Here is a 22675-nt window from a genome sequence, read left to right on the forward strand (position 1 = left end):
CGAAAATCTGTCCGTGGAAGTCACTCTGCTCGGTACCGGTGCCCCCGCGGGCCTGCCCCGCCCCGACTGTTCCTGCGCGGTGTGCGCGCTGTCGCTCGCCACGCACGCGCGTGCGGCGACCGCGTTGCTCGTGGACGGGGCGCTGCTGCTCGACCTCACCCCGGGCGCGGCCTTCGCGGCGGCCCGCGCGGGGCACACGCTGGGCGGGGTGGGGCAGGTGCTGCTGTCGCATCCGCACGACGGTCCGGCGGTGGAGGTGCCGGCCGGGCTGCCGCAGCCGGGACGGGTGCCGGACGGGCGGGAGCTGGCGCTGCTGACGGGGCACCGGGTGCGGGCGGTGGCGATGGACGCGCCGGGCACGGGGTACGCGGTGACCGGGCCGGACGGGCAGCGGGTGCTGTACCTGCCGCCCGGGGGCGCGCCGGCCGGGCTGGAGGAGGGGGCGACGCCCGCCGAGCGGTACGACCTGGTCCTCGCGGACGTCGTGGGGCGGCCGGACGCGCTGGCGAAGCTGCGGGCGGTGGGGGCCGTGGGGCCGACCACGGACGTCGTCGCCGTCCATCTGGACCATGACGTGCCGCCGGGCCGGGAGCTGATGCGGCGGCTGGCCGCGGCGGGGGCGCGGGCGGTGCCGGACGGGACGACGCTGGCGGTGGGGGTGTACGAGGACGTGCCGGACGTGCCGCGGCGGACGCTGGTGCTGGGCGGGGCGCGCTCGGGGAAGTCGGTGGAGGCCGAACGGCGGCTGGAGTCCTTCCCGGACGTGCTGTACGTGGCCACCGGGGGGTCGCGGGGCGGGGACACCGAGTGGGCGGTGCGGGTCGCCACGCACCGGGAGCGGCGGCCGGGGTCCTGGCGGACGACGGAGACGTGCGATCTGGTGCCGCTGCTCGGGCAGGAGGGGGCGCCGCTGCTGATCGACTGTCTGTCGTTGTGGCTGACGGACGCGATGGACTCCGTCGGGGCGTGGGACGACGCGGTGTGGGCGGACGGGGGTGAGCGTGCCCTGCGGGCCCGGGTGGCCGAGTTGGTGGGGGCGGTGCGGGAGGCTCGGCGGACGGTGGTGCTGGTCTCCAACGAGGTGGGGTCGGGGATCGTGCCGGCCACGGCCTCCGGGCGGCGGTACCGGGACGAGCTGGGCCGGCTGAACGCGGCGGTGGCGGGCGAGTGCGAGCAGGTGGTGCTGGTCGTCGCGGGGCAGGCGATGGTGCTGCGGGGCTGAGACGCGGGGTCGTCGACGGCTGTGCGTGCCGGGGCCCGCGACCCCGGCAAGATCCACAAGACATCCCCTAGGCCCTCTTCCGTGCGATGACCCGGTAGGCGTTCGAGAAGCGGGTGCGGCGCAGGGCCGGGGCCAGGAGGTGGTCCAGGGCCGCGGCCAGGGTGGTGGCGGGTCCGGTCAGCCGGTGGAGGCGGCTGCCGGTCAGGCGCAGGGAGACGGCCGTCGCGAGGTCGTGGGGGGTGTGGGGGGTTCTGCGGTCCGTGGCGACGACAGCGCAGCCCCGGGCCTCCAGTTCGGCCCGGAGGTTGGCCGGGGGGATCAGGTGGAGGTGGCGGGGCTGGTCGTAGGGGTGCCACCACTTGCCGAGGACGGTCGCGGAGGCGCTGGTGGGGTCGGGGAGTTCGAGGAGGAGGTGGCCGCCGGGGCGCAGGGCGGTGAGGGCCGCCGCGAGTTCCTCCTTCGGGTCCCGGGTGTGTTCCAGGTGGTGGAGCATGCTGACCACGTCGTAGCGGCCGCGCAGCCGGGAGAGGACCTCGGGGGTCGTCAGCCGGCCCACGTGGGCCTCGTCCAGGCGGCCGACCGCGCGCGCCCGCTGCACTCTCGGGGTGGGGTCGAGGCCGTCGAACGCCGTGTAGGTGAACAGCTCCTTCGCCGCCCGGGGGAAGGACGCGTCCCCGGTGCCGACGTCCAGCCAGCTCTCCGGTTCCGGGAAGGGCAGCATGACGCGGGCCGTCGCCCGCAGGCGCCGGTGGCTGAACCGCGGGCCCCCGTCGGCGTCGTACAGCATCAGGCCCTCGGGGGTGAGGCGCGGGTTCTGGAAGGCGTGGGCGCAGTCCCGGCACTCGTCGACCACGAAGGTGCCCGGCCGGCGGTGGCGGAGGTCCGGGGAGCGCAGTCGGGTGCGCAGCCGTTTCGAGCCGCACCAGGGGCAGTCGTCGCGGCGCGGATCATGGATGGGCCTGGGCCGGGAGGGCATGAGCGGCTCCGGAGGAGGGACAGCGTGCGGAGCTGCGACATTCCGCAGCAAAACGGAACGTATGGGATACAGATCTTGGGCGCAAAGATGTCGCGGGGGTGTGGTGCCCCGGTGGCGCCGTGACGTTCGGCCGGTGGCGGTACTGTTCGGCGAATGAGCTCGCTTAATCTCGACGACTTCACCGATCTGATCGAGCGCCCCGACGGCGGGGTGCGCCGCGACGCGGAGGCGCGCCGGGAACGTCAGATCGTGCCGCCCGGATCGCTGGGGCGCCTGGACGACCTGGGTGAGTGGCTGGCGGCGGCGCAGGGTGCGGTGCCCGTGCGGCCGGTCGTACGGCCGCGGGTGGTGCTGTTCGCGGGCGACCACGGCGTCGCCGAGCTGGGTGTGTCGGCCCGACCGGCGGGCAGCGCCGCGGAGTTGGTGCGGGAGATCCTCGAGGGCGGGCGCCCGGTCGGGGTGCTCGCCCGGCGGCTCGACGTGCCCGTGCGGATCGTCGACATGGCGCTGGACTGCGAGCCGGACGCGTTCCCGCAGGACGTGGTACGGCACCGGGTGCGGCGCGGCAGCGGCCGGATCGACTTCGAGGACGCGCTGACCCTCGAGGAGGCGGAGGCGGCCTTCCGCGCGGGCGTCGCGGTCGCCGACGAGGAGGCCGACTCCGGTACGGATCTGGTCGTGCTCGGCGATGTGAGCGTGGGCGGGACCACCGCCGCGGGTGTGCTGGTGGCCGCGCTGTGCGGGACCGACGCGTCCGTGGTGACCGGGCGGGGCGGCGAGGCCATCGACGACCTGGCGTGGATGCGCAAGTGCGCGGCGATCCGGGACGCGCTGCGCCGGGCGCGGCCGGTGCTCGGCGAGCAGCTCCAGCTGCTCGCCGCCGTGGGCGGCGCCGACCTCGCCGCGATGACGGGCTTTCTGCTCCAGTGCGCCGTACGGAAGTTGCCGGTCGTGCTGGACGGTGTCGTGGCGGCCGCGTGCGCGCTCGTCGGGCAGCGGATCGCGTTCCGGGCGCCGGACTGGTGGCTGGCCGCGCACAAGAGCGGGGAGCCGGGGCAGGCGAAGGCGCTGGACCGGATGGCGCTGGAGCCGCTGCTCGACCAGGGTGTGCGGGTCGGGGAGGGCGCGGGGGCGCTACTGGCGCTGCCGCTCGTGCAGGCCGCGGCCGCGCTGGCCGCCGAGCTGGCCGAGAAGCCGGAGAAGCCGGCCGAGCCCGAGGTCCCCGATGAGGAGCCGGAGAACGACACCGAGGGCTGAGAGGGCCCAGAGAGACCGAGAGGGCCGAGGAGACCAAGAGGACAGGCGGGGCAAAAAAGAGCGGTTTGGGTGAAGTGCGCCCATATCATCGCCGCTCATGGGACAAGCCCGGGTCGCCTCCTCCGTCGCCGTCTGGTACCTGCGTGCCGTGGCCTTCGTCAACTTCCTCAGCGCGGTGTGGGTTTCGCTGGGGCAGGACGTGCGGCGGCACAACCAGGAGAACCTCTTCACGCCGTATCTGCTGACGGCCGGCTTCGCCTCCGGGGTGTTCACCGCGTTCCTGGCCGTAACCATGCGGCGGCGCAAGCGGGCCGCGTGGATCCTCAACCTCGGCCTGAGCGGGGCCTTCCTGGCGCTGCTGGCCCTCGCGATGGTGTTCCCGGAGATCCGGCGGCAGCCGCAGAACTGGGTCTCGCTCGGCCTGACCGCCGTCTTCGTGGGCGCGCTGCTCGCCGGGCGGCGGGAGTTCTACGCGAAGGGCGACCGGTCCAACCCCAGGCTCGCCGCGACCGTCGGGACCGGCGGGCTGCTGGGCGCCTCGCTGCTCGCCGCGCTGCTGGTGACGGTCACCGACCGGTCGGCCGCCCCCTCCACCTTCCTCGACCGCTGGCGCTACGGCACGCTCCGGCTGGTCTCCGTCGCCGCCGAGGACCACCCGGTCGCCGGGATCGCCCCGCCCACCTGGGTCGACGTCGCCGTCAACGTGCTGAGCACGGTCCTCGTCCTCGCCGTCCTGTATGCCGCCTTCCGCTCCCGGCGGGCCGTCGACCCGCTGACCGACGACGACGAGAAGCGGCTGCGGGAACTGCTCGACCGGCACGGCGAGCGGGACTCGCTGGGCTACTTCGCACTGCGCCGGGAGAAGAGCGTGTGCTGGTCGCCGACCGGGAAGGCGGCCGTCGCCTACCGGGTCGTCGGCGGGGTCTCCCTGGCGTCCGGGGATCCGCTCGGGGACCCGGAGGCCTGGCCGGGGGCGATCGCGCCGTGGCTCGCCGAGGCCCGGGCGCACGGCTGGATCCCGGCGGTGATGGGCGCCGGCGAGGAGGCCGGGACCGTGTACGCGCGCCACGGCCTGGACGCCCTCGAACTCGGCGACGAGGCGATCGTCGAGGTCGCCGAGTTCACCCTGGAGGGGCGGGCCATGCGGACCGCGCGCCAGGCGTACAACCGGGTGCGGCGGGCCGGATACACCGTGCGGGTGCGGCGGCACGAGGACATCCCGGCCGAGGAGATGGCGTCCCTCGTGCGGCGCGCCGACGACTGGCGGGAGGGGGCCACCGAGCGGGGCTTCAGCATGGCCCTGGGGCGGCTCGGGGACGCGCGGGACGGCCGGTGCGTGATGGTCGAGTGCGCGGACGCCGACGGCCGGCTCAGGGCGCTGCTCTCCTTCGTGCCGTGGGGGCCGCACGGGCTGTCGCTGGACCTGATGCGGCGGGACCGGGACTCCGACAACGGGCTGATCGAGTTCATGGTCATCGATCTGCTGCGGCGGGCCGAGGAGATCGGGATCACGCAGGTCTCACTGAACTTCGCGATGTTCCGGTCGGTCTTCGAACGGGGCGCTCGTCTTGGCGCCGGACCGGTGCTGAGGCTGTGGCGGTCGCTGCTCAGCCTCTTCTCACGCTGGTGGCAGATCGAGTCGCTGTACCGGGCCAACGCCAAGTACCGGCCCGTCTGGGAGCCGAGGTTCCTGCTCTTCGAGAAGAGCGCGGACCTGCCCCGCATCGGCGTCGCGTCGGCCCGGGCGGAGGGGTTCCTGGGACGGCACGGCCCACGGGACCGGGGCTGCCGACGTGGCGGCCCGACCGCAAGCATCTGGAGACCCGACCATGAGACACCGGCTCGCCCGCTGGGCCCGCGCCGAATGGGGCCCGCTGTACGAGGCCGTCCGCACTCCCCTGGCGAAGCGGCGGTGGCGGGCGGTCCCGATGACCCTCGGGGCGGTGTGCCTGACGGCGGCCGTACAGGTGGCGCAGAACCAGCCCTGGGGCTACCGGCCGGTCCAGGACCTGGGCGCCGTACGCGCCGGTGACCCCCTCTGGCTCGCCCTGCTGCGCACCCCGCTGTCGCTCTTCGTGCCCGCCCTCGACCTGCCCGTCTGGGGCGCGCTGGCGCAGATCCTGCTGGTGTTCGGCATCGCGGAGATCTGCCTGGGCCGGTGGCGCACCCTCGCCGTGGCGTACCTCGCCACCCTCGCCGGGACGCTGTACGCGCGCGTGGCCCTCCATCTCGGCGCGCTGCCCGCCTCCGACGCCCAGGTCGTCGACACCGGCCCGTCCGCCGCCGTGGTGGGCCTGGCGGTGTTCCTGGGCGGGCGCCACCGCGCGTACGCGACGGCGGCGGCGGTGGTCCTCGCGATGATCGTGGAGGTCCTGGTCAAGCCGAACCTGGCGGGCAAGGAGCACCTGGCGGCGATCGCGGCGGCGGCGGTGCTGTGCGGGGTCCTGCGGGCACGGGGGCGGGCAGGGGTGCGGGCACCGGGGTGTCAGCGACGGTCGGCGGACGCGGTGAGTTCCGCGTCCGTCTTGCCGCCGAGCCAGTCCCCCACCGTCCGCCGGGGCCTCAGCCACCGCCGGTCGTGGCGGTAGGCCCGCAACACCGAGCGCGCCCGCGCCCGCGGCCGCCGCCGGTAGAACCGCCGGGCCCAGGGCGAGCCGGGCCGGGCCAGCCGGATCAGCCCGATCAGACCCAGGAACGGCACGAAGACGCTGAAGACCGCCGTCCACAGCTTGCCCTTGGTCAGCACGGCCAGCGAGAACAGGAAGTTGACCACGACGGTCGAGATGACGCTCCCCCGGTCCTGGAGTTCGTCGTCGCTCAGGTCGTTGACGCCGAACGGCGCGGCCCCCACCAGCAGCAGCCCCACCAGCGCCGCCGTCAGCACCACGGCCTCCACGCTCTTGCGCCCCTCCTCCGACCAGTACACGTCGTCGAGGTGCAGGATCAGCGCGAACTCGTCCAGGACCAGGCCCGTGCCGATGCCGAAGACCACGGCGAAGGCGGCCGCGCCGAAGCCGCGCTGTCCGCTCGCCACCGCGCCGAAGCCGCCGGTGACGGTCAGCACGACCCCGGGGACCACGTGGTGGATGTGCACCCCGCCGGAACTGACGTTGCCGAAGGGCCCCTTGCCCGCCCGGATGAGCCGGGTGATGACCCGGGTGATGAGGAACGTGAGCACGAACGCGGTCAGGGCGAGGAGCAGCGGGAGCTTGCCCGGTTCGACGATGTTGCGCTGAAGCCACTGGCCCATGGCCCCAGTCTTCCGGGGGACGGGGTGGGCCGCCCGGCCGGTGGGGCGTCCGGGCTACTCTTCCGCGGTGTCCAGGACTCCGCCGCTCGACGGCCTTCGATTCGCCTTCGGCACGCTCACCGTGCTCCCGGTGGAGGTGACCCGCTGGGACCGTGCGGCGGCGCGCGGCGGGATGCTGGCCGCGCCGGTGGTGGGGCTGGTCGTGGGCGGCGCCGCGGCCGGGCTCGGTCTGCTGCTGCTGTTCCTGGGCGCCGGTCCGCTCCTGGCCGCCGTGGCCTGCGCCGCGGTACCCGCCGTCCTCACCCGGGGTCTGCACCTGGACGGGCTGGCGGACACCGCGGACGGTCTGGGCAGCGGCAAGCCCGCCGAGGACGCGCTGCGGATCATGAAGCAGTCGGACATCGGCCCGTTCGGCGTGCTCACCCTGGTGTTCGTGCTGCTCGCCCAGGTGGCCGCGCTGGCACAGCTCTTCGACGACTCCTGGACGCGGGGCGCGGTCGCGGCCGTCGCCTCGGCGGTCGCGGCGCGTCTCGCGCTCACCCTGGCCGCCCGTGCCGGGGTGCCGCCGGCCCGGCCGGAGGGGCTGGGCGCGGCGGTCGCCGGGGTGGTGCCGGTGCCGGGCGCGCTGGCCGTGGCGGCCGGGTGCGTCGCCGCCGCGGCGGCCTGGGGCGGGCTGCTGGGCGCGGAGGGTGCCGTCCGTACGGCCGTGGCGGTCGTCGTCGCGCTCGGCGCCGCCGAACTCCTCCTGCGCCACTGCACGCGCCGCTTCGGCGGGGTCACCGGGGACGTGTTCGGCGGACTGGCGGAGACGGCGGCGACGACCGCGCTGGTCGTGTCGGTGCTGGGGAGCTGACGGCTCCCCGGTTCGGCGGACCGCCCCGGTTCACCGGTGGGCCGTCGCCCTGCCCAGCCGGGTGCGGACCAGCAGGGCCTGGACGACGGCCGCCGTGGCGTACACCGTGAGGGCCACGCCGTGCGGGTCGGCCAGGTGGGTGAGCAGGGCGAACGTCTGGGCGAGGGCGGCCGCGCAGCAGACGACGGCCGTGCCCAGGACCGCGCCGAAGGACTGGAGCAGCAGCCCCGTCCACAGGACCACGCCGAGCAGGAGCAGATCGGCGAGGCGTACGGCGCTCAGGCCGGGGGCGTGCGGCCACAGGGCCGTGGCGATCAGGCCGAGGGACAGCAGGGCGAGCAGGTAGGCGGCGAGGCACTCGGCACCCGTGCGCAGCGTCGCCCGCCGGAAGGCGCTCGCGGTGCCGGTGGCGCGCAGTCCGGCCAGGCTGCCGCTGCGGAAGCGGTACAGCAGCCATTCGGCGGGTCCCATGCTGAGCGTGAGCGCGACGGCGGCGGGCGCGGCCGTCGCGCTGTGCTCCTCGCCCGCCAGGACGTCCCCGAGGGCCGCGTACAGCACCAGGGCGCCGGTGCCGAGGCCGAACAGGGCGTACGGGACGGAGGCGGCGGGCCGGGGGCCCGGCGTGCCGGGGGCGCGGAGGGTGCCCGGTCCCGGCAGCGCGGACGCCACCTCCCACAGGCCGAGGAGCAGCACCGCCGCCAGCGAGCCCAGCAGCAGCACGAGGCTCGCCGCCTGGGGAAGCGGGTGGACCATCGCGGCGAGGGCACCCGCCGTCATCGGTGCCAGGGCGGCCAGCAGGGCGCGTTCACGGCCCAGGACCAGCAGGGTGGTGGAGGCGCCGAGGTAGCAGGACTGGCCGACGGCGAAAGCCACGGCGGGCGCGCTCGCCGTCCCGGCGACGGCCAGTGCGGTGAGCGCGCCGAGCAGGGCGCCCACCGGGGCCCCGAAAAGGAGACACTGCCGGAGAGCGAGACGATGTGGAAGTCGACCTCGGGCATGCCCTTGACCAGCTGGTCGCACCAGGTGCTGACCCCGCCGTGGACGAGTGGATAGGTGCCTTCGGTGAGTATGGTGACGTGACGGCCCGTGCGCATGGCTGCGCCGCTTCCCCCCTGTTTTTGCGGATGTTGTGGGGGAACCGCGGACCGGGACCCGGCTGCGGGTCCGTCGTGGCTGGTCGCGCAGTTCCCCGCGCCCCTTGGGGCGTTTGCCGCTTACGGCAGCTTGAGCGTGAGTGACGACTGCAGCGTGCCCGGAGTGGCCCAGGCCGAGCGGGCGCCGGCGTACGGCGTGCCGAACACCCCTGCGCCGATGAGGTTCTGCTTCCTCGTCCCCTCCGGGGCGGTGACCGGGATCTGCGTCCCGGACGGCGCGGTGACGGTGACGGTGGTGCCGATCCGGTACGCGGTCACTTTGTTGTTGGCGACGGCGGCCTGCCAGGCGGCGCGGCGCTGGAGTTCGGTGCCGATGGCGGACTGGCGGAGGTTCTCCAGCGGGGTGTTGTCGGCGAAGAGCGCCTTGTAGTCGCCCAGCACCTTCTCCATCACCGGGTACAGCAGCCGGTCCTCCGCCAGGTTGGACTGGTGGGCGTAGTGCGGCCGCGGGTCGTTGCTGATGGCGTGCCCCAGGTCGGTGCGGGCCTCCTGCGGGACGATGTACTCGTCGTACCCGGTGGCCGGGTCCAGCGGCTCGGACAGGCAGGTGGAGGCCGCGTTGGTCTCGCAGACACCGCTGCCGCCGTCGGCCTGGGACGTGTAGATCCAGTTGTACTCGTCGGCCATCTCGGCCTCGGTGCCCGTGTTGTAGTACACGTTCATCGGATAGCGCGGCACGGTCAGGGCCTTGCCCACCGGGCGCTGCTCGGGCTCGCGCGAGTTGTCCGAGGCGATCCACTTGACGCCGTTGTCGGCGAGCGCGCCGGCCAGGTTGGGGTTGTCGTTCGGCTGCTGCGGCAGCGTCTTCAGGCCGGAGTGCTCGCCGGTGACCAGCTCGGTGCGGTCGACCGGCAGGCCCTTGGCGGCGGCCCAGTTGTTGTTGTCGCGGATCTGCGCGGAGATCTCGGCGCGGCTCATGTACCGCGTCGAGCCGTCGGCGTTCTTGGCGCAGCTCCACGGCACGGTGGAGGTGTCCTGGACGCAGCCCAGGAACGGGTGCGTGTAGGTGTGGTTGATCCAGCGGTACTTGGCCTTGTCGGCGACGAGCCGGTCGGCCATCGGGTCGGTGCCGCCGTTCTCGGCCTTCCACTCCTCCCCGGCGCCGGCGTTGTACACCATGTCCATGGTGAAGCCGTGCTCCTGCTGCCACTGGGCGGCGTAGGCCGCGTCGTCGGCCGTCATCCGGATCGGGGCGCCCTCCTCGCCGCCGCCCACGCAGTCGATGTCGCCGGGCGTGCAGTTGCGTTCGGCGTCCCAGCGGGCGTCGGGGGCGAACACGTCGTCCACGTGGACCGCGAAGTAGTTGCGCGCCTGGCCCAGGTGGACGCCCTGGGTGAGCCACTCGACGATGCCCCGGGCGAGCAGCCGGAACTGCTGCTGGTACTCGTTGTAGGCGAACGTCACCACCAGCTCGCGGCGGCCGTCGTGGGCGTACTCGCCGACCAGGCTGCCGGTGCCGCCGCCGCCCGGCGCGGGGGCGTCGACATAGCTGGTGAACCCGGCGCGGGGTGCGGCCAGGTAGCCGTAGCTCTCGCCGATCGTGGGCGAGTTGTCCTCGAAGGTGAGGCCGCCGTCGAGGTAGCCGAACCAGCCCGCCCGGCCGGCCGTGGTCACGGACGCCTGCTGTCCGTCGAGCGAGCCGTTGTACGTGGCGTACTCCAGGCCGACCTCCGGGTGCGCCCAGGTGTAGGCGTCGACCTGCGGGATGCCGTAGGTCCGCTCGTAGGCCTCCAGCGCGCTCTGCTCGGCCGAACCGGCCCCGAACGGTGCCTCGTTGGGCAGTACGACGCCCTGGAACTTCGCCCGCGGGGTACCGCCCACGGTGTCCGCGAGGAAGGCCGCGGTGACGGTCGGCCGGTTCGCGTCGTTCAGGTCGATCGTCGTGTACGGGATGCCGGTGCTCCTGAGCTGGGCGGTGATCGCCCGTACGGGGCTGTCCCCGTTGTCCACCACCAGGACCCTCAGATCGATCCGCGGTGTCGCCGCGGCCGACGCGCCGGGTGCCGCCCCCAGACTCAGCGCCGTCAGCCCCGCGGCGGCCACGAAGGCGGCGGCGTTCGTGGCGTTCCGCCATCTGCGCGCATGGTGCGCCATGGTGTGTTCCTCCCCCAGAAATGGATCTCCGCGCGCGGGCATGGCTGTGCCGTGGGGGCGGAGGATCCGTGAAATGTTGCGAAGTGGCGAGGTGATCTCCTCGCCCGACCGCGACGAGTGTGACTCAGGTCATGGAGTGTGAAGGTCGAGAAGTGGCTACGACGCCACCGAGGGGTGAACACTCGCGTGCATGAGCGAACGCGCAGGCACGCGTACGCTCGTTGCGGGGTTCGTCACATCGGTTCGCCGCGCCGGTGGGGCCGACCCCGGTGGCGACCGCTCGTCCGGCCCGGATCTAGGGTCGGCTGTCGGGCCCGGTCGACCCACCACATTCCGGCCACAGCAACTCCACATCGGAAGCGAGATTTCACCACCGTGACTGCTCTCACTCTCAGCACCGCCGCGGCGCCCGGCCTGCGGGCCGACGCGATCGTGATCGGTGTCGCCAAGGGCGCGAAGGGCCCGGTCGTCGCCCCGGGCGCCGAAGCCGTCGATCAGGCGTACGACGGCCGGCTGGCCGGCGTCCTGGAAACCCTCGGGGCCTCCGGCGCCGAGGGAGAGGTGACGAAGCTGCCCGCCCCGGCCGGCTTCAAGGCACCGCTCGTGCTGGCGGTGGGGCTCGGCGCGGAGCCCGAGAAGGACGCCTCCTTCGACGCCGAGGCGCTGCGCAGGGCGGCCGGTGTGGCCGCGCGCACCCTCACCGGCTCCAAGAAGGCCGCCTTCGCCCTGCCCCTGACGGACGCCGGTGACATCGGCGCCGTGGCCGAGGGCGTGGTGCTCGGCGCGTACTCCTTCGACACCTACAAGGAGAGCGCCAAGGACCCCAAGGCGAAGAACGGCAAGGCGCCGCTCGCCGAGGCCGCCCTGCTCGGCGGGAAGCCGCGCGACGCCGCCCACAAGGCCGCGCTCGCCCGTGCCGCCGCCGTCGGCGAGGAGCTCAACCGCGCCCGCGACCTGATCAACATGCCGCCGAACGACCTCGACCCGGCCGCCTTCGCCGCCCTCGCGCAGACCGCGGCCAAGGAGCACGGCATCAAGGTGCAGGTGCTCGACGAGAAGGCGCTCGCCAAGGGCGGCTACGGCGGCATCCTGGGCGTCGGCTCCGGCTCGGCGGCGGCCCCGCGCCTGGTCAAGCTGTCGTACACCTCGTCCAAGGCGGACAAGCACCTCGCCTTCGTCGGCAAGGGCATCACCTACGACTCGGGCGGCATCTCGCTGAAGCCGGCCGGGCACAACGAGACGATGAAGTGCGACATGAGCGGCGCCGCCGCCGTGTTCGCCGCGGTCGTCGCCGCCGCGCGGCTCGGCCTGGAGGTCAATGTCACCGGCTGGCTGGCGCTCGCCGAGAACATGCCGTCCGGCTCCGCCACCCGCCCGGGTGACGTGCTGCGCATGTACAGCGGCAAGACGGTGGAGGTGCTCAACACCGACGCCGAGGGCCGCCTGGTGCTGGCCGACGCGCTGTGGGCCGCCTCCCAGGAGAAGCCGGACGCGATCGTCGACGTGGCGACGCTGACCGGCGCGATGATGCTGGCGCTGGGCAGCCGGACCTTCGGGGTCATGGCCAACGACGAGGCGTTCCGTACGGCCGTGTTCGAGGCCGCCGAGGAGGTCGGGGAGCCGGCGTGGCCGATGCCGCTGCCGGAGCACCTGCGCAAGGGGATGGACTCCACCGTCGCCGACATCGCGAACATGGGTGAGCGGATGGGCGGCGGGCTGGTGGCCGGGCTCTTCCTGCGGGAGTTCGTGGGCGAGGGGATCACCTGGGCGCACCTCGACATCGCGGGGCCGGCGTTCAACGAGGGCGGTCCCTTCGGGTACACGCCGAAGGGCGGTACGGGGTCGGCGGTGCGGACGCTGGTTCGCCTCGCCGAGCTGACCGCCGCGGGTGACCTCGGCTGACGCCGGTCTGAGGTTCGCCTGACAACTCGGTCCATTCCGTCATGTGCGGCTGCGCCGCGTGGGCTGTTCGCGCCCACGCGGCGCAGCCGCGTATGGGTCCGGCCCGGCGCCCCTTCCGGGCCGCTCATCTGAACGTGGGACGTCTCACACCCCGGCCCCGTGTCTCGTCGGCCTCCGACAAGTGCGAGGATGGGGCTCGGCAGGACAGGGCCCCCACCACAGGGCCGAAGAAAGAGCGGCCGGACACCAGCCGCCGACCGGTCAGCGACGACCGGGCGCACGGCGCACATGCATGGAGGACGTGACGTGGCGAACGACGCCAGCACCGTTTTCGACCTAGTGATCCTCGGCGGTGGTAGTGGCGGTTACGCCGCGGCCCTGCGCGGGGCGCAGCTGGGCCTGGACGTCGCCCTGATCGAGAAGGACAAGGTCGGCGGCACCTGCCTGCACCGGGGTTGCATCCCCACCAAGGCCCTGCTGCACGCGGGCGAGATCGCCGACCAGGCCCGCGAGAGCGCGCAGTTCGGCGTCAAGGCCACCTTCGAGGGCATCGACATCGCCGGGGTCCACAAGTACAAGGACGGCGTGATCTCCGGCCTGTACAAGGGGCTCCAGGGTCTTGTCGCCTCCCGCAAGGTGACGTACATCGAGGGTGAGGGCCGACTGTCCTCCCCGACCTCCGTCGACGTGAACGGGCAGCGGATCCAGGGCCGCCACGTCCTGCTGGCGACCGGCTCCGTGCCGAAGTCGCTGCCGGGCCTGGAGATCGACGGCAACCGGATCATCTCCTCCGACCACGCCCTCGTCCTGGACCGCGTGCCGAAGTCCGCGATCATCCTGGGCGGCGGTGTCATCGGCGTCGAGTTCGCCTCGGCGTGGAAGTCCTTCGGCGCGGACGTCACCGTCATCGAGGGCCTGAAGCACCTCGTCCCGGTCGAGGACGAGAACAGCTCCAAGCTTCTCGAGCGCGCGTTCCGCAAGCGCGGCATCAAGTTCAACCTGGGCACCTTCTTCTCGAAGGCCGAGTACACCGCCGACGGCGTCAAGGTCACCCTGGCCGACGGCAAGGAGTTCGAGGCCGAGATCCTGCTGGTCGCGGTGGGCCGCGGGCCCGTCTCCGCCGGTCTCGGCTACGAGGAGCAGGGCGTCGCGATGGACCGCGGCTATGTCCTGGTCGACGAGTACATGCGCACCAACGTCCCCACCATCTCCGCCGTCGGTGACCTGGTCCCGACCCTCCAGCTCGCGCACGTCGGCTTCGCCGAGGGCATCCTGGTGGCGGAGCGTCTGGCCGGTCTGAAGACCGTCCCGATCGACTACGACGGTGTCCCGCGGGTGACCTACTGCCACCCCGAGGTCGCCTCCGTGGGCATCACCGAGGCCAAGGCCAAGGAGATCTACGGCGCGGACAAGGTCGTCGCTCTGAAGTACAACCTGGCGGGCAACGGCAAGAGCAAGATCCTGAACACCTCGGGCGAGATCAAGCTCGTCCAGGTCAAGGACGGTGCCGTGGTCGGCGTCCACATGGTCGGCGACCGCATGGGCGAGCAGGTCGGCGAGGCCCAGCTGATCTACAACTGGGAGGCGCTGCCGGCCGAGGTCGCCCAGCTCATCCACGCCCACCCGACGCAGAGCGAGGCGCTCGGCGAGGCCCACCTGGCCCTGGCGGGCAAGCCGCTGCACTCGCACGACTGACCCCTCGGTCGACGAAGCGACGACACAGACTTCCGCAACTCGTAAGGAGCAACCGAAACCATGGCGGTTTCCGTAACCCTTCCGGCGCTCGGCGAGAGCGTCACCGAGGGCACTGTCACCCGCTGGCTGAAGGCCGAGGGTGAACGCGTAGAGGCCGACGAGCCGCTGCTCGAGGTGTCGACCGACAAGGTCGACACCGAGATCCCCTCCCCCGCCGCCGGCATCCTGGCCTCCATCAAGGTCGCCGAGGACGAGACCGTCGAGGTCGGCGCCGAGCTGGCCGTCATCGACGACGGCACGGGCGCGCCCGCCGCCGCCCCGGCCCCCGCCGCCGAGCCCGCCGCGGCTCCGGCGCCCGCCGCCCCGGCCCCCGTGGCCGAGGCCCCGGCCGCCCCGGCGCCCGCCGCCGAGGCCCCCGCTGCCGCCCCCGCCGGCGGCGCGTCCGGCACGGACGTGGTCCTGCCCGCGCTCGGCGAGTCCGTCACCGAGGGCACCGTCACCCGCTGGCTGAAGTCGGTCGGCGACAGCGTCGAGGCCGACGAGCCGCTGCTCGAGGTCTCGACCGACAAGGTCGACACCGAGATCCCGGCGCCCACCTCCGGTGTGCTGCTCGAGATCACCGTCGGTGAGGACGAGACCGCCGAGGTCGGCGCCAAGCTCGCCGTCATCGGCGCCCCGGGTGCGGCTCCGGCCGCGGCTCCGGCGCCCGCCGCTCCGGCTCCGGCGCCCGCCGCCGCTGCCCCGGCCCCCGCTCCGGTGGCTCCGGCCGCCCCGGCGCCCGTCCCGGCTCCCGCGCCCGCCCCGGTCGCCGCCGCCCCGGCTCCGGCCGCTCCGGCCCCCGCGCCGGTGGCTCCGGCTCCCGTGGCTCCGGCTCCGGTCGCCTCCTCGCCCGCCGCGCAGGACACCGACGAGGGTGCCTACGTCACCCCGCTGGTGCGCAAGCTCGCCGCCGAGAACGGCGTCGACCTGGGCTCCGTCAAGGGCACCGGCGTCGGCGGCCGGATCCGCAAGCAGGACGTCATCGCCGCCGCCGAGGCCGCGAAGGCGGCCGCCGCCGCTCCGGCTCCGGCCGCCGCCGCCCCCGCCGCGAAGAAGGCCCCCACGCTGGAGGCCTCCCCGCTGCGCGGCCAGACCGTCAAGATGCCCCGTATCCGCAAGGTCATCGGCGACAACATGGTCAAGGCGCTGCACGAGCAGGCCCAGCTGTCGTCGGTCGTCGAGGTCGACGTCACGCGCCTGATGCGGCTGCGCGCCAAGGCGAAGGACTCCTTCGCGGCCCGTGAGGGCGTCAAGCTCTCCCCGATGCCGTTCTTCGTGAAGGCGGCGGCCCAGGCGCTGAAGGCCCACCCGGTCATCAACGCCAAGATCAACGAGGCCGAGGGCACGATCACCTACTTCGACACCGAGAACGTGGGTATCGCGGTGGACTCGGAGAAGGGTCTGATGACCCCGGTCATCAAGGGCGCCGGGGACCTCAACATCGCCGGTATCGCCAAGGCCACGGCCGACCTGGCCGGCAAGGTCCGCGGCAACAAGATCACCCCGGACGAGCTGTCCGGCGGGACCTTCACCATCTCCAACACCGGTTCGCGCGGTGCGCTCTTCGACACGATCATCGTGCCGCCGGGCCAGGTCGCGATCCTCGGCATCGGTGCGACGGTCAAGCGCCCGGCCGTCATCGAGACGGAGGAGGGCACGGTCATCGGCGTCCGCGACATGACGTACCTGACCCTGTCCTACGACCACCGCCTGGTCGACGGCGCCGACGCGGCCCGTTACCTGACCGCGGTGAAGTCGATCCTTGAGGCGGGCGAGTTCGAGGTCGAGCTCGGCCTGTAGCCCACGGGTTCAGCCAACAGGTGCCCCTGTCCGGAACTTCCGGGCGGGGGCGCTTGCTTTTCGGCCTGGGCAACCGGGTCCACTGACGGCACTTCTGCCACTACATTTGGCGTCATGAGTGCCATCACCTTGCGCATCCCGGACTCCATGGACAAGGCGCTGCGGGACGCCGCCGCCGACGCCCCCTCCCTCAACGACTACATACTGAAGGCCGTACGTCGGCAGATGACGCTGGACGCGGCGCGCAAACTGGCCGCGCTCGGAATGCTCGACCTCGAGGGGGAGGGCGACGCGCTGTGACCGTCCGCAGGGGGGACGTGTGGGACGTCGACACGGGCAAGGGCGTCCGCACGGTACTCGTCGTCAGCCTGGACGGGCTCGCCGACGCGTACGGGGTGGTCGTGGTCCTGGTCCTGCACACTCCGGCCGCACATCCCGACACGGCCATGAGCGTCCGCCTCACATCGCCCATCGACGCCTCGGTCGTCGCCGTCAACCTGCTCCAGCTCACCGCAGCCCGGTTCGACACCGCGAAGGCGCACGGCAACATCGGCCCGGACCAGCTGGCGCTGGTCGACAACGCGCTGCGCGCGGTTCTCGACCTTTGAGCCCCACGCCCGCCGCACGCGGCCGGTCTTCGCGGCCGGCCCCGTCCTGCGCGTGTAAGTCTCGTCTCACCTGCGTAAAAGCGTCCTTGTGCGCCCCTCCGGAATGCGTCGGCCGCCGTATTGTCTAAACGTCAAACGCCCCCGGGGCCGGGCGGCCCCTCCCTAAGGAGCACTCATGACCGCGCCCGTCGTCCACTCGCTGCGCGAACAGATCCGCGAGCACATCGTGGAGGGGATCGTCAGCGGGCGCTGGAAGCCGGGCGAGCGGATCGTGGAGCGGCGGATCGCCACCGAGCTGGAGGTCAGCCAGACGCCGGTGCGGGAGGCGCTGCGCGAGCTGGAGTCGCTGCGGCTGATCGAGTCCGCGCCGAACAAGGGCGTACGAGTGCGCAATCTGACCGCGGCCGACCTGGAGGAGAGCTACCCGGTCCGGGCCGGCCTGGAGGCGATCGCGGCGGAGCTGGCGGCGGAGCGGCTGGCGGAGGACTGCTCGGCCCTGGAGCCGCATGTCGCCGCGCTCTACGAGGCCGACCGGCACTCCGACGGCACCGCCCAGGTGCGGCACACCGTCGGCTTCCACCGGGAGCTGGTGCGGGCGGCGGGGAACTCCGTGCTGCTGCACACCTGGGAGGGCCTCGGCATCGAGGTGTTCACGGCGCTGTCCATCCGCTGGCTGGGAACCGTGCAGCAGTCCTACGCGGAGGAGCACGAGGAGCTGGTGCAGGCGTTCCGGCGGCGTGATCCGAGGATCGCGGAGCTGGTGAAGGCGCACGTCCTGGGCTGCGCGCCGCGCGCCTGAGACAGCCGAGCGCAGGGGCGCTCACCTGCGGAAACCCCTTATTTTCGCGGCACCGGGTGCCCGCCCGAAAGGCACCCCGTGCCTACTTTCTCGCAATCGAGAGGTTTTTCCCCTCAACCCTTTGATCGATCATCGATCAGGGGGTTACAGTCGCCGACGGGCCGCGCGCGGAGCCGTACAACGGCATCGCGCCGAAGCCCCCACGCCCTGTCCTGCCAAAGACCAAGGGCACCCCCGAACCCTTACCGATGAGGGAACCCCCTTCGACTGAGGAAGGCGGCGACATGACCGACCCCAACGCCATCCAGCCGAGCGCGCTCGACCAGCTCCCCGACCGGGACCCGGAGGAGACCGCCGAATGGCAGGCCTCACTGGACGCGGTCGCCAAGGCGGCCGGGCCGCACCGCGCGGCATACCTGATGCGCCGCACGCTGGAGCGTGCCGAGGGCAACGGCATCGCGCTGCCCAAGCTGCTCGAGACCGACTACGTCAACACCATCCCGACCGCCGCCGAGCCGTCCGCGCCCGGTGACGAGGAGATGGAGCGGAAGATCACCGCGTGGAACCGCTGGAACGCGGCCGCAATGGTCACCCGGGGCGCGAAACACGGCGTCGGCGGCCACATCGCCACCTTCGCCTCCGCGGCCTGGCTCTACGAGACCGGCTTCAACCACTTCTTCAAGGGCAAGGAGGCCGACGGCTCGGGCGACCAGCTCTACATCCAGGGCCACGCCTCCCCCGGCATCTACGCCCGCGCCTTCCTCGACGGCCGGCTGACCGAGCAGCACCTCGACAACTTCCGTCAGGAGGCGGGCGGGGGCGGCCTCCCGTCCTACCCGCACCCGCGGCGTCTGCCCTGGCTGTGGGAGTTCCCGACCGTGTCCATGGGCCTCGGCCCGCTCTCGGCGATCTACCAGGCGCGCTTCAACCGCTATCTGACCAACCGCGGCATCAAGGACGTCTCCGCGTCCCACGTCTGGGCCTTCCTGGGCGACGGCGAGATGGACGAGCCCGAGTCGACGGCGGCACTCGCGCTCGCCTCCCGCGAGGGTCTGGACAACCTGACCTTCGTCATCAACTGCAACCTCCAGCGCCTCGACGGCCCGGTCCGCGCCAACTTCAAGATCGTGCAGGAGCTGGAGGCCCAGTTCCGCGGCGCGGGCTGGAACGTCATCAAGACGCTGTGGGGCTCCGCCTGGGACGAGCTGTTCCAGCTCGACACCACCGGCGCGCTCGTCCGCCGGCTGCGCGAGGTACCGGACGCCCAGGTGCAGACGTACCAGACCCGTGGCGCCGCCTACATCCGCGAGGACTTCTTCGGCAAGGACCCGGCGCTCGCCGAGATGGCGAAGCTGCTGAGCGACGACAAGATCCTCGAGTGCTTCCACCTCTCCCGCGGTGGCCACGAGGCGCGCAAGGTGTACGCCGCCTACAAGGCCGCCGTCGAGTTCAAGGGCGCGCCGACGGTCATCCTGGCCCAGACGGTCAAGGGCCACACCCTCGGCGAGGGCTTCGCGTCGAAGAACGCCAACCACCAGATGAAGAAGCTCTCGGTGGACGAGTTCAAGGCGATGCGGGACCTGCTCGAGCTGCCGATCAAGGACAGCGACTTCGTCGACGGTGTGGTGCCCTACGGCCACCCGGGCGCCGACTCCCCCGAGGTCCGCTACCTCCAGGAGCGCCGCGCGGCCCTCGGCGGCCCCGCCCCGGCCCGCCGTACGCACGCGGTCGCGCCGCTGCCCGCCCCGGCGGAGAAGGCGTTCGCCTCCTTCGACAAGGGCTCCGGCACGCAGAACCTGGCGACCACCATGGCCTTCGTCCGCCTGATCAAGGACCTGGTCCGCGACAAGGAGACCGGGAAGCGCTGGGTGCCGATCGTCCCCGACGAGGCGCGCACCTTCGGCATGGAGTCGCTCTTCCCCTCGCTCGGGATCTACTCCCCCAAGGGCCAGACGTACGAGCCGGTCGACCGCGACCAGCTGATGTACTACAAGGAGGCCAAGAACGGCCAGATCCTCAACGAGGGGATCACCGAGGCCGGTTCGATGGCCGACTTCATCGCCGCGTCCAGCGCGTACTCCACGCACGGCGAAGCGATGATCCCGTTCTACATCTTCTACTCGATGTTCGGCTGGCAGCGCACGGCCGACCAGATGTGGCAGCTCGCCGACCAGCTGGGCCGCGGCTTCCTGGTCGGCGCCACGGCGGGCCGTACGACCCTGACGGGCGAGGGCCTCCAGCACGCCGACGGCCACTCCCCGGTCATCGCCGCGACGAACCCGGCCGCCCTCACCTACGACCCGGCGTTCGCCTACGAGGTCGCCACGATCGTCAAGGACGGTCTGCGCCGGATGTACGGCGAGGCCGCCCCCGGTGAGGACCCGGACGTCTTCTACTACCTGACGGTCTACAACGAGCCGCTGCCGCAGCCCGCCAAGCCGGCCGGCCTCGGCATCGACGAGGGCATCGTCAAGGGCCTGTACCGCTTCAACACCGCGGAGTCGGCGGGCCTCAGCCCGGCCGCCAACGCCCCGCGCATCCAGCTGCTGGGCTCCGGCACGGCGATCCACTGGACCCTCGAGGCGCAGCGGCTGCTCGCCGAGGAGTGGGGTGTGGCCGCCGACGTGTGGTCCGCGACCTCCTGGACCGAGCTGCGCCGGGACGCGCTGGAGGCCGACGCGGCCCTGCTGCGCGGCGAGGAACGGGTGCCGTACGTCCGGCAGGCGCTCCAGGGCGCCGAGGGCCCGGTCCTCGCGGTCTCCGACTACATGCGCCAGGTCCCGGACCAGATCGCGCAGTGGGTCGAGCAGGACTGGTCCTCGCTGGGCGCGGACGGCTTCGGTCTCTCCGACACCCGTGCGGCCGCCCGCCGTCACTTCGGCGTCGACGCGCAGTCGGTCGTCGTCGCGGCCCTGGCGCAGCTCGCCCGGCGCGGCGAGGTCAAGGCGACCTCGGTGAAGGAGGCGCGGGACCGCTACGGCCTGTAGGGCAGCGTTTCCGGTCGAAGGGGCACGGCGTCACGCCGTGCCCCTTCGCTGTCGGTGGGCCCCGGCATCATGGGCACCATGCGCGCTGCCCGCCTCATCAAGATGGTGCTGCTCCTGCAGTCCCGGCCCGCCATGACCGCCGCCGAGCTGGCCCGTGAGCTGGAGGTGTCCGAGCGGACCGTCACCCGGGACGCGCAGGCGCTGTCGGAGGCGGGCGTGCCGGTGTACGCGGAGCGGGGGCGCGCCGGCGGGTACCGGCTGGTCGGGGGGTACCGCACCGGGCTGACCGGGCTGGCCCGGGGCGAGGCCGAGGCGCTGTTCCTGAGCGGGGTGCCGGAGGCGCTGCGGGAGATGGGGCTGGCGGACGTGGCGTCCGCGGCCCGGCTGAAGGTGTCGGCCGCGCTGCTGCCCTCCCTGCGGGACGCGCCGCGTGCGGCGGCGCAGCGGTTCCATCTGGACGCGCCGGCCTGGTTCCGGGAGCCGGAGGTGCCCGAGCCGCTGGCGGTGGTCGCGGACGCGGTGTGGGACGACCGGTGTGTGAGCGCCCGCTACCGTCGGGGCGACGGCGAGGTCGAGCGGCGACTGGAGCCGTACGGGCTCGTGCTGAAGGCGGGGGTCTGGTACCTGTGTGCGCGGGTGCTCGGCTCCGGGGCCTTCCGGACGTACCGGATCGACCGGTTCGTCGGGGTGGAGACCCTGAAGGATCGTTTCAGCCGAGATGAGTCCTTCGATCTGCCCGGGTTCTGGGCCGAGCAGGCGGAGCGGTTCGCGCGGTCGATCCTGCGGGCCGAGGTCGTCGTACGGCTCTCGGCGACCGGGATGCGCAGGCTGGCGTACGCGGTGGATCCGGTGGCCGCGCGGGACGCGCTGGCGGGGGCCTCGGAGCCGGACGGGCGGGGGTGGGTGACGGTCACCGTGGGCGTGGAGTCGGAGGACGTGGCGCACACCCAGCTCACCGCGCTCGGGGCCGAGGCGGAGGTGGTCTCGCCCGGGTCGCTGCGGGCCCGGTTCGCCGAGGACGCGGCGCGGCTGGCGGAGGTGTACCGCTCGTGACAATCCCCGGCACTCCGGGTGCGCGGCACCCCTCCAGGCACGATGCTGGACGCGTGATGGACGAGACGGAGTTCTGGGAGCTGGTGGACGCCTCCCGCGAGGCCGCCGAGGGCGACCCGGAGGACCAGGCCGACGTGCTCGTGGACCGGCTGGCCCGGCTGGACCCGGAGTCCGTGCTCGACTTCGCCCGGCACTTCGAGGCCCGCTACAGCCGCGCCTACACCTGGGATCTGTGGGGCGCCGCCTGGGTGCTGCTGGACGGCGCGAGCGACGACGCCTTCGACTTCTTCCGCTGCTGGCTGATCGGGCAGGGCCGGGACGTGTTCGAGGGCGCGGTGCACGATCCGGACGCGCTCGCCGATCTGCTGGGCGAGTTCGACGAGGAGGTCGACGGGGACGGCGAGGACCTCGGTTACGCGGCCGACGAGGCCTACGAGCAGCTCACCGGGACCGTGGCGCCCGATCTGGGCATCCCGCCCGCGGCCGCCGAACCCGAGGGCACGCCGGTCGACTTCGAGAACGAGGGGGCGCTCGCCGAGCGGTATCCCCGCCTGTGGAACCGCTTCAAGGAGTGAGCTCCTCCCGTTCGCGGAACGAGCTCTTCCGGTCGAGACGCGAGCCCCTCCCGGACTTCCCCAGCTTCCCGGTCCTCCCGCGTCACACCGTGACGCGGCGGCGGGTGGTGTCCGCGGGGATGTAGGCCTGCTGCTGGTCGGCCCGCACGGCGTGGTGCAGCGGCGCCCTGTTGGCCTGTTCGAGGGCGGACGCGGTGGTCGCGGCCGGGCCCAGGACGACCGCGGCGACCGCGCAGAGGACCGTCCAAGGGCTGCGGGCGGCCCGCGCCCAGCCGGCGCCCTGCTCCGTGGACCCCGTGGACCCTATGGACCCCGTGGACCCCGTGTACTCCGTGGACCGCGTACGACTGCTGTTCATCATCCCCGCCTCCAGTCGGCTTGTGTTGTGCATGACCGTAGGACGCGGGGATG

18 protein-coding genes and 2 pseudogenes are annotated in these 22675 nt (G+C 73.0%); 14 read left to right on the forward strand and 6 right to left on the reverse strand.

Features of this window, described 5'->3' with window-relative positions; translation table 11 throughout:
- The first annotated feature begins 13 nt into the window (after nucleotides 1-13).
- Nucleotides 14-1222: a bifunctional adenosylcobinamide kinase/adenosylcobinamide-phosphate guanylyltransferase gene (locus tag ACZ6D7_RS05410; protein WP_469483761.1), complete on the forward strand. Its 1209-nt coding sequence runs from the start codon at nucleotides 14-16 to the stop codon at nucleotides 1220-1222.
- Between the two features lie 67 nt (nucleotides 1223-1289).
- Here the strand turns inward: ACZ6D7_RS05410 and ACZ6D7_RS05415 are convergent, their stop codons facing one another.
- On the reverse strand, nucleotides 1290-2198 hold the full coding sequence (locus ACZ6D7_RS05415; protein ID WP_469483764.1) for a class I SAM-dependent methyltransferase: 909 nt from the start codon (nucleotides 2196-2198) through the stop codon (nucleotides 1290-1292).
- 153 nt (nucleotides 2199-2351) lie between these two features.
- On the opposite strand from ACZ6D7_RS05415, the gene cobT reads away from it, so the two are divergent.
- The 3 genes and pseudogenes from cobT (at nucleotide 2352) to ACZ6D7_RS05430 (ending at nucleotide 6043) form a co-directional block, all read left to right on the forward strand.
- On the forward strand, nucleotides 2352-3455 hold the full coding sequence (cobT, locus tag ACZ6D7_RS05420) for a nicotinate-nucleotide--dimethylbenzimidazole phosphoribosyltransferase (RefSeq protein ID WP_469483771.1): 1104 nt from the start codon (nucleotides 2352-2354) through the stop codon (nucleotides 3453-3455).
- A gap of 97 nt (nucleotides 3456-3552) precedes the next feature.
- Nucleotides 3553-5288, forward strand: a pseudogene (locus ACZ6D7_RS05425) (phosphatidylglycerol lysyltransferase domain-containing protein).
- Entirely contained in the window at nucleotides 5285-6043 is a 759-nt protein-coding gene (locus ACZ6D7_RS05430) for a hypothetical protein (RefSeq protein WP_469483776.1), read from the forward strand. The pseudogene ACZ6D7_RS05425 and the gene ACZ6D7_RS05430 overlap by 4 nt, the downstream one beginning before the upstream one ends.
- Here ACZ6D7_RS05430 and ACZ6D7_RS05435 read toward each other — a convergent pair.
- Complete coding sequence (locus ACZ6D7_RS05435) at nucleotides 5941-6705, reverse strand: hypothetical protein (RefSeq protein WP_469483779.1); 765 nt, start codon at nucleotides 6703-6705, stop codon at nucleotides 5941-5943. The two genes, ACZ6D7_RS05430 and ACZ6D7_RS05435, sit on opposite strands and share 103 nt — an antisense overlap.
- Before the next feature lie 67 nt (nucleotides 6706-6772).
- On the opposite strand from ACZ6D7_RS05435, the gene ACZ6D7_RS05440 reads away from it, so the two are divergent.
- Entirely contained in the window at nucleotides 6773-7558 is a 786-nt protein-coding gene (locus tag ACZ6D7_RS05440; protein WP_469483782.1) for an adenosylcobinamide-GDP ribazoletransferase, read from the forward strand.
- Nucleotides 7559-7588: 30 nt separating this feature from the next.
- On the opposite strand, the gene ACZ6D7_RS05445 is transcribed toward ACZ6D7_RS05440, so the two are convergent.
- From ACZ6D7_RS05445 to ACZ6D7_RS05455, 3 genes and pseudogenes are all read right to left on the reverse strand, one after another.
- Nucleotides 7589-8494 carry a hypothetical protein gene (locus ACZ6D7_RS05445; RefSeq protein ID WP_469484587.1) on the reverse strand — a complete coding sequence of 302 codons (906 nt, stop codon included), beginning with the start codon at nucleotides 8492-8494 and terminating at the stop codon, nucleotides 7589-7591.
- A pseudogene (locus tag ACZ6D7_RS05450) lies at nucleotides 8434-8652 on the reverse strand (DUF3492 domain-containing protein); the annotation flags it as partial. The gene ACZ6D7_RS05445 and the pseudogene ACZ6D7_RS05450, both read right to left, overlap by 61 nt.
- A gap of 120 nt (nucleotides 8653-8772) precedes the next feature.
- Nucleotides 8773-10806 (reverse strand): hypothetical protein, encoded by a 2034-nt coding sequence (locus ACZ6D7_RS05455; protein ID WP_469483784.1) that lies wholly within the window; start codon nucleotides 10804-10806, stop codon nucleotides 8773-8775.
- Nucleotides 10807-11181: 375 nt separating this feature from the next.
- Between ACZ6D7_RS05455 and ACZ6D7_RS05460 the strand changes: the two genes are divergently transcribed.
- From ACZ6D7_RS05460 to ACZ6D7_RS05500, 9 genes are all read left to right on the forward strand, one after another.
- Nucleotides 11182-12708, forward strand: a complete 1527-nt coding sequence (locus tag ACZ6D7_RS05460) for a leucyl aminopeptidase (RefSeq protein ID WP_469483787.1) — start codon at nucleotides 11182-11184, stop codon at nucleotides 12706-12708.
- Nucleotides 12709-13014: 306 nt separating this feature from the next.
- Nucleotides 13015-14403 carry a dihydrolipoyl dehydrogenase gene (gene lpdA, locus ACZ6D7_RS05465; RefSeq protein ID WP_469483790.1) on the forward strand — a complete coding sequence of 463 codons (1389 nt, stop codon included), beginning with the start codon at nucleotides 13015-13017 and terminating at the stop codon, nucleotides 14401-14403.
- 60 nt (nucleotides 14404-14463) lie between these two features.
- On the forward strand, nucleotides 14464-16242 hold the full coding sequence (gene sucB / locus ACZ6D7_RS05470) for a 2-oxoglutarate dehydrogenase, E2 component, dihydrolipoamide succinyltransferase (RefSeq protein ID WP_469483792.1): 1779 nt from the start codon (nucleotides 14464-14466) through the stop codon (nucleotides 16240-16242).
- A gap of 114 nt (nucleotides 16243-16356) precedes the next feature.
- Entirely contained in the window at nucleotides 16357-16542 is a 186-nt protein-coding gene (locus ACZ6D7_RS05475) for a hypothetical protein (protein WP_469483796.1), read from the forward strand.
- A complete protein-coding gene (locus ACZ6D7_RS05480; RefSeq protein WP_469483800.1) occupies nucleotides 16539-16850 on the forward strand; it encodes a type II toxin-antitoxin system PemK/MazF family toxin in 312 nt (103 codons plus the stop codon). Before ACZ6D7_RS05475 ends, ACZ6D7_RS05480 begins: the two co-directional genes overlap by 4 nt.
- A gap of 175 nt (nucleotides 16851-17025) precedes the next feature.
- On the forward strand, nucleotides 17026-17649 hold the full coding sequence (locus tag ACZ6D7_RS05485) for a GntR family transcriptional regulator (protein ID WP_469483804.1): 624 nt from the start codon (nucleotides 17026-17028) through the stop codon (nucleotides 17647-17649).
- Nucleotides 17650-17933: 284 nt separating this feature from the next.
- Complete coding sequence (gene aceE / locus ACZ6D7_RS05490) at nucleotides 17934-20636, forward strand: pyruvate dehydrogenase (acetyl-transferring), homodimeric type (protein ID WP_469483806.1); 2703 nt, start codon at nucleotides 17934-17936, stop codon at nucleotides 20634-20636.
- Between the two features lie 78 nt (nucleotides 20637-20714).
- Nucleotides 20715-21689, forward strand: a complete 975-nt coding sequence (locus tag ACZ6D7_RS05495) for a helix-turn-helix transcriptional regulator (RefSeq protein WP_469483809.1) — start codon at nucleotides 20715-20717, stop codon at nucleotides 21687-21689.
- A gap of 56 nt (nucleotides 21690-21745) precedes the next feature.
- Nucleotides 21746-22264 carry a DUF4240 domain-containing protein gene (locus tag ACZ6D7_RS05500; RefSeq protein ID WP_469484550.1) on the forward strand — a complete coding sequence of 173 codons (519 nt, stop codon included), beginning with the start codon at nucleotides 21746-21748 and terminating at the stop codon, nucleotides 22262-22264.
- Nucleotides 22265-22346: 82 nt separating this feature from the next.
- Here the strand turns inward: ACZ6D7_RS05500 and ACZ6D7_RS05505 are convergent, their stop codons facing one another.
- Nucleotides 22347-22571: a hypothetical protein gene (locus ACZ6D7_RS05505; protein ID WP_469484552.1), complete on the reverse strand. Its 225-nt coding sequence runs from the start codon at nucleotides 22569-22571 to the stop codon at nucleotides 22347-22349.
- Nucleotides 22572-22675: the final 104 nt, after the last annotated feature.

This window comes from Streptomyces sp. NPDC041784, from assembly GCF_055591025.1.

What these genes read in the sequence shown, in the direction of transcription:
- ACZ6D7_RS05500 (WP_469484550.1), top strand. Translation starts at nt 21,746, where the DNA reads ATGGACGAGACGGAGTTCTGGGAGCTGGTGGACGCCTCCCGCGAGGCC.
- ACZ6D7_RS05455 (WP_469483784.1), bottom strand. Translation starts at nt 10,806, where the DNA reads ATGGCGCACCATGCGCGCAGATGGCGGAACGCCACGAACGCCGCCGCC.
- aceE (WP_469483806.1), top strand. Translation starts at nt 17,934, where the DNA reads ATGACCGACCCCAACGCCATCCAGCCGAGCGCGCTCGACCAGCTCCCC.
- cobT (WP_469483771.1), top strand. Translation starts at nt 2,352, where the DNA reads ATGAGCTCGCTTAATCTCGACGACTTCACCGATCTGATCGAGCGCCCC.
- sucB (WP_469483792.1), top strand. Translation starts at nt 14,464, where the DNA reads ATGGCGGTTTCCGTAACCCTTCCGGCGCTCGGCGAGAGCGTCACCGAG.
- ACZ6D7_RS05485 (WP_469483804.1), top strand. Translation starts at nt 17,026, where the DNA reads ATGACCGCGCCCGTCGTCCACTCGCTGCGCGAACAGATCCGCGAGCAC.
- ACZ6D7_RS05430 (WP_469483776.1), top strand. Translation starts at nt 5,285, where the DNA reads ATGAGACACCGGCTCGCCCGCTGGGCCCGCGCCGAATGGGGCCCGCTG.
- ACZ6D7_RS05415 (WP_469483764.1), bottom strand. Translation starts at nt 2,198, where the DNA reads ATGCCCTCCCGGCCCAGGCCCATCCATGATCCGCGCCGCGACGACTGC.
- ACZ6D7_RS05435 (WP_469483779.1), bottom strand. Translation starts at nt 6,705, where the DNA reads ATGGGCCAGTGGCTTCAGCGCAACATCGTCGAACCGGGCAAGCTCCCG.
- ACZ6D7_RS05495 (WP_469483809.1), top strand. Translation starts at nt 20,715, where the DNA reads ATGCGCGCTGCCCGCCTCATCAAGATGGTGCTGCTCCTGCAGTCCCGG.
- ACZ6D7_RS05475 (WP_469483796.1), top strand. Translation starts at nt 16,357, where the DNA reads ATGAGTGCCATCACCTTGCGCATCCCGGACTCCATGGACAAGGCGCTG.